The 5878-nt window shown below is 50.4% G+C and carries 5 protein-coding genes and 1 pseudogene; all 6 read right to left on the minus strand.

Annotation, left to right across the window (positions count from 1 at the left end):
- Nucleotides 1-439 precede the first annotated feature (439 nt).
- A complete protein-coding gene (locus AKL28_RS22840) occupies nucleotides 440-2080 on the minus strand; it encodes a YfjI family protein (protein WP_050470596.1) in 1641 nt (546 codons plus the stop codon).
- A 94-nt stretch (nucleotides 2081-2174) separates the two neighbouring features.
- Complete coding sequence (locus AKL28_RS24160) at nucleotides 2175-2411, minus strand: helix-turn-helix transcriptional regulator (RefSeq protein WP_082221640.1); 237 nt, start codon at nucleotides 2409-2411, stop codon at nucleotides 2175-2177.
- A 123-nt stretch (nucleotides 2412-2534) separates the two neighbouring features.
- Nucleotides 2535-3431 (minus strand): hypothetical protein, encoded by an 897-nt coding sequence (locus AKL28_RS22850; RefSeq protein ID WP_050470598.1) that lies wholly within the window; start codon nucleotides 3429-3431, stop codon nucleotides 2535-2537.
- A 238-nt stretch (nucleotides 3432-3669) separates the two neighbouring features.
- Nucleotides 3670-4161, minus strand: a pseudogene (locus AKL28_RS22855) (DEAD/DEAH box helicase); the annotation flags it as partial.
- Nucleotides 4161-4994: a hypothetical protein gene (locus tag AKL28_RS22860; RefSeq protein ID WP_050470600.1), complete on the minus strand. Its 834-nt coding sequence runs from the start codon at nucleotides 4992-4994 to the stop codon at nucleotides 4161-4163. The gene AKL28_RS22860 and the pseudogene AKL28_RS22855, both read right to left, overlap by 1 nt.
- Nucleotides 4991-5878, minus strand: an 888-nt coding sequence (locus AKL28_RS22865) for a type IIL restriction-modification enzyme MmeI (protein ID WP_331456581.1), incomplete at its 5' end; no start/stop codon positions are given. The genes AKL28_RS22865 and AKL28_RS22860, both read right to left, overlap by 4 nt.

Below are 5878 nucleotides of genomic sequence, written 5' to 3' on the forward strand. Positions count from 1 at the left end.
GCCAGGTGCAGCGCCAGCGCCATCCAATGCAGGAGGATCAAAAGAGGCTTGTTATGACGCCAAGCTGAAAGACTTCCGCAGCGGCATGGGGGATGATGCGCCTATCAGCAATGACATGATGAATGAGTGGCGTGCCGATTGCGGAATGCCCCTGCTCTAACTTTTATCAACAAACCATACGCATGACCAACAACTTCGTAGAGAATCCCGCTTAAACGTTTAGACTTGCTTCCTTGAAGCAATGCTGTTCGTGCTGTTAACAGCACGAACAGCATTATATTGACCGCACTGCCATTGCATTTTGCTCGATTTATTAGCTGCAGAAACTAAGCTTGGCATGGCATGGCATACATTGCGGAAAAATGCAAACAAAAAGGCAGGAGGGTCGCCCCCCCTGCCTCAATAAATCCCGATGCCCGCTTCGCTCACCACCAAATCATCACCTGGCACGTGTCCGAAAATAATTAGGATTCAGGTTAATAAAAGTTGTGTTATTGCGTCCTTGATCCATCCAAATTATCCCATCCCGCACTAGCACTTCCACGGCATCATCCAAGCGCTCCTTGGTTCGAAGTGGTCCATAGGTACGCACCATATTCTTCGGAACATCGTCATGCTCCCTGTTCCATACCGTGCGTAGCAGATATTTTTCAAGCACCTGTGCATCTTTTACAGCAAGTGTCATTACGTCTCCATCAGCAAAAATGCGCTTGAATTCCGCTATATGCCAGTTATACAGATCAACTGCACAATTAAGTGTTGCAAGCGATATTTCGCCTTCCTCGCCTGAAAACACATGCAGCAATGCAGCCAGACGGCTCATAATTTCCACTGCCTTAGATGCCGCATCCTTAACGTCGTTGTATCTACCTTGAGGGCCGATAAGATCCTCTGTTTTATTAATCAACGTCAGGAGGCGATTCTTTGCTCTGCCGGAGAAAACGAGAACTTTACGATCACCAGCTCCAGACTTTCTGCGGTCAGCATCTTCGGCTAAAACCTCCTTCATTTTGCAATGAAAATGGGACAAATAGACCCAGTCGTAATCCAACGTATCGGTATAACGATATCCTTGGGTGGACTCCGGCCAACCGACCAAATAACGTGCCCAATGCCCAGAACCTCGCAAACCGTCTCCTTGTTTAATATTTAAATCCTTAAACACGGATGGCTGAACCATCGCCGAAACCGCTACACGGGGATTTTGCGCAACGACACTAACACCATTACTTCGATCCATTTTAAGTATCGAAGCACCATCCCAAGCTTTGTTTATCCGCTCATAGAACCTAAAAATCCCACCTTTAACAATAATGCCTCCTTCATCGGACATACAGGTTATCGCCGCGCCATCGCCCTCCAGTGAGTCCATGAAGGCACGTTCTGTAACGTTTTGACAGATATAGCTACGCAAACGTGGCTTATCAGGTTTAAGTTTCCCGTGTTCGAGAATTTTCGAGAACAACGCGTCCACGTTAGGTTCCCGTTCCACTTCCGGCTTCTCGACCCGCTTCTTCAGTGGCTTGCGGCCACCGCTAGTCGCCCCCCCTGTCGTCGATTTGATATCGTCACGCAACGAATCCGCCTGATACAGCATCCCACTGCGCTCGTCCGATTCAGACAGATCTTCCACAATAGGCACTTGCTCTTCATTCCACTGCTCGGAAGACTTCTCGGCCTGCTTTTCAGCTTGTTTCTTCAACTGCTTGTGGTAACCGCTATTAATCGTCTCCCAGACCTTCAGTTTAGTATCGTACTGTGCCAACTCCGCCTTGTACTGCCCCATGCTCAGCTCTTCGAATTCGTACAACGGCTTCGATACGAGGGTATGCACCGAAGTCTTACGCTCTCCCGAATCTGCAATAATCATGATATTCAGCGACACTGGCTTTGTTGAACCAGTCGGCGATGCGTAGTCGTACAACAGATGAGCACATGCAGACATCGCAGATAAAAACTCCATTGCGACCAGAGCATCAGGCGCCTGCGAGTTCTGAATTACCTCTTCTACTGCATCCCTGATCTGCGGTGGGAACGCATCAATTGGGTACGGTTGCGCCTTGTATTGGTCAAATTTCATCGCGCCCTCTAGTGATGCAGCACAAAGGTACGACTGGCGTAGCGACGACTAATCTGCAATTGCGCCAGGCAAGAATACTTAGCGAGGCGAACCATTATTGAAGCCCTTTGCTGTTGATCATGGGATCACGCGGACAGGCTTCGATCCAGTCAAGAACATCGCCCAAGCGCCAACGCACCGTCCTCGAAGACAAGTAAATACGCTTTGGAAAACTAGGATCGTGATAGCGGCTTTTCGGATTGAGTTTGTCGAAAAGTGCTGTGTTGCTCAGATTGGTGAGTTCAAGGAGTTGCTGGCGCTTGATGAGCGCATTGCGTAGTTGTTCAGCCATATCGGCCCTCTCAGAACGGCACCGGGATATACCGGCATGGGTCGCATCCTAAGGGGGCCGAAAGGCTAATCATGCAGACTAAAAATTACTCCGTGCTGAGTAAAATTACTCGCACAGTGGTATTCAATCGTCAAATTCTTTGACGATCTTTCTCCCGTTCAACTCGGCAGATTCCCACTTTTTAAGTTTCGACGACTCCTGAATAATTTTGCTAAGTTGCTCTTTTAGCCAGCGATCTTTACGCGGAGGCTCTCTGTCCGTCCCCCAAATAAGCGCGGATAAATCCATAAGCGTGTCTGTCCATGCGGTTGCATCTTCACATCTCTCTGGATACGCCAATCGCAAAGCCATCGCAGCAGCCAACATTTCACTAGCCTTTGCCTCATTAGCGAGAACATTGCCGTGTTTTGGCTGCTTCTCTTGAGGCAAAATATCCTTGCGTTGTTCAGCCGCGCCATCTTGCGGAACGTTTTCTTTTAGTCTTTTGACTTCCGCCATAGACAGGAAAAGATGCTCTACCGTTGTACGGTTCTCCTTCGTGTCTTTAATTCTTGGCATCAAGTCATCTCGAAGTGCTTCCAAGCCCGTTTCTACGGCATACCATGGCACGGTACCGGCACGCTCTTCGATCAAAGTAATAACATTTGACTGCTCCCCCGCATTGCTAGACAGAGATTTCTTAGCGACGTACCGAGCCACATTGGGAGAAAAGAACAACCAAGGGATCACCCATCCTACAGCCTCGATCTTGGCAACATCCCTGCGGTGCAAGATGACGCGATCACTTCTATCGAATTTCTCTACGAAAGGGTTATCCCAGCTTTTCTCCCCGGTTTCTGAGACTGGCCATTCATAATCCCCCTCAGCAACAACAGGAGCTAAAACCGTCGCTTCGCCGATGGCTCCCAGATGCAAGAGTTCGTCCACCGTACAACCAATCGTCTCGGCGGCACCGGCAATCCGCACGTATTCAAGTTTTTCTCGCCAAGCAGCTTGGCCTGCTTTTTCTATATTTGTCATATGCTGATCTCTCATCAAACCCCAACGTCAGCATTCTAATTTGTCAGGCGAAACGTAAGATAAAAACAACACACAGAAAATTCGATGAAGCACTATTTCTCCATGCCTATCGACCAAGGTGAATATCCAGTCGAATCCCACGGAATCCAGCACATTTGAGGGTACTTTTGGGGGTAACCGATCACCCTTCAAAACAAAAAATCTATTAATTTCAATTAACTAGATGAATAATTAAAGTGAACCTATCGACCGCGATCAGGCGGTCATCGAACGCCTCCACGCCGTAAGCATCGACCGCGAACCGGAAGGTGGCGTGGGTGCAGACTAGCACCGTGTCGTCGCCTTCCAGGAACGCGCCCAGCGACTTGACCTTGCCGCCGTTGTCGTTGCCCGGCGCGTTGCACAGGTTCCACTTGGGTTCGACCTTCCAGGCGGACCAAAAGCCATACTTCGACAACGGCTCGTCGTTGAAGCTGGCACCGATGGACTTTTCCGGCACGACAATGATGGCTTGCTTCACGTCCTGGTTTGCCAGTTTGTCGAGTGCCACGAACATCAAGGCGCGGCTCTTGCCCGATGCGGGCGGCGACTTGATGAGCAAGTATTGCTCGCCGCGCTTCTCGTAGGCGCGCTCCTGCATGGGGCGCATCCCAAGCGCATTGGCCTTGGTTGATGCCCTGTTGCGGGCGTAGGTGACAGAGACGGAGGGAATGGATTTTTTCTCGATCATTATTTTCTCTCCCCTGCAACACTTGCAAGTGCTGCTTTTAGAACCTGAAAGCAGAGCTTCGCCGTATGTTCATCCGGCGTGAAGCGCGACACCATCTGCTCATATGGGTGAATATAGTTGCGGAAATCTCGCAGGCCGTGGCTGAACTTCTTTACGTCTGGTTTAAGCAAATCAATCTCGCAGGCGACATCAATAAATTGGGCAAGGCTCCAATCTGGAAAATACTTTACCTTGCCATCATTAGCCTTTGGGCTGGCGGCTGCCTGATTGAAACGAGCAGGCTCTTTCTGGGCAGCTCCAAGCAGAACTGCCTCAAGTACGCTTCCACATAAAAAGATCACTGAAAGATGTGCTCCTATTCCTAAGGCTTTCCGCGCTTCGGCTAGGCGACTTTCAATAATTGGTACAACCGAAGCTGCTATCGGAAGATTTTGAATATTGGGTATCGCGAACTCACGATTCAAGAAATCATCGCCGGTTTTCAAAGATGGCTCGGATTGTGGTTTTCCCAAAAGCCGATCCGCACTCTTCCGCGACTCTTGAAGAACAGCTGCATCAATTGCATTATTGTTCAGCTTACAGCTTGCCTCGTACACATCAAGCATTTCAGATAAGACCTTGCCAACCAAAGCATCCGGCTCGCTCTCCCAGAATGCGCGCATTTTCTTGGCCTTGGAGGTTCCGTACGCCTGATACTTCGCACCGTGAATATCGACCCTATGGCGATTGAAGAATTGACCAAACGTCATATCGTTGTAATCGAGAAGATAGCCGCTTTCCATCCCGAGTATTTTCTCAAGATAGCGTTTATCGACTTCGGTAAGGGTACTCATGCGCTGGCTCCCGCTTTGCGCTTCTTGCCCTTAGCCGGAGCAGCCGCAGCGGTCATCTTGGTATAGAGGTCGAACAGTTTCTCAAGCCGTTCAGTGTCGTTCTTGAAGCGACGGCCGATATAGATGCGCTCCAGCACTTCGTCATTGCGCTCATGCGCCGCCAGTAGGTCGGCGGGCATCTTGTCGGGATCGTAGAGGTCGGCGATGGTGGCCGGGAAGTGATGCTCTCGAGCCAGCAAAATTTCCTCGGCACAACACGTGAGGTCGGCCTTCATTTTCTCGGTAAGCGTGGGGACCGGGAAGGTGTTCCAGCCAATGGTGTTGGAGTAGCGGTAGCGCGTTTCAAGCTTGCCGCAAACGGTGGCGATCCAGACAAGATGAATCCGAGAGGCGATCAGTGCGAGATTCCAGAGCGGCGCGTCGTAAAGACCGTAGGCGGCGTTTGTCAGGGTGCTCCGGTTGTCCGTGAGACCGACTGGCAGGTAGGGTCTCCGCTCGGAAGAGTGGATTGGCACGACAAGTGTGGATTCCCGCCCTATGCGCATCAACTTCAATTGATGCGGACGCTTGGCGAGAATAGTCCTAGCTCCCTTGTCGGGACTCGCGAGCCGCAGAGCGCGCACTGCTTCAATGCGTTCTTTGAGCGCGGGAATTGCTTCGGCAGTTGCTAGGTTTTCATCTTCAATCCAAACGCAGAACCGTGAACCACCATTAATAAAATCCTCCGACCCGTAGATTCGACGAATGAGCAATTCGCGCTGCATTTTCGTAATGGCGAGCCCCTCCAACTCATCGGCACTGAGTAGTAGATGTCCTCCATCGCTGGGCTTGTTGCCAAACTCCATTGGCGCCAATTCTGACAAAGCTTGGGTACGCTTCTCAAC

It is taken from the genome of Herbaspirillum chlorophenolicum (assembly GCF_001189955.1).
In the GTDB taxonomy this organism is placed as follows: Bacteria; Pseudomonadota; Gammaproteobacteria; order Burkholderiales; family Burkholderiaceae_D; genus Herbaspirillum; species Herbaspirillum chlorophenolicum.

Bases quoted from the DNA above. Each gene is read 5' to 3' on its own strand.
- AKL28_RS22840 (WP_050470596.1), bottom strand. From the start codon at position 2,080: ATGAAATTTGACCAATACAAGGCGCAACCGTACCCAATTGATGCGTTC.
- AKL28_RS24160 (WP_082221640.1), bottom strand. From the start codon at position 2,411: ATGGCTGAACAACTACGCAATGCGCTCATCAAGCGCCAGCAACTCCTT.
- AKL28_RS22850 (WP_050470598.1), bottom strand. From the start codon at position 3,431: ATGACAAATATAGAAAAAGCAGGCCAAGCTGCTTGGCGAGAAAAACTT.
- AKL28_RS22860 (WP_050470600.1), bottom strand. From the start codon at position 4,994: ATGAGTACCCTTACCGAAGTCGATAAACGCTATCTTGAGAAAATACTC.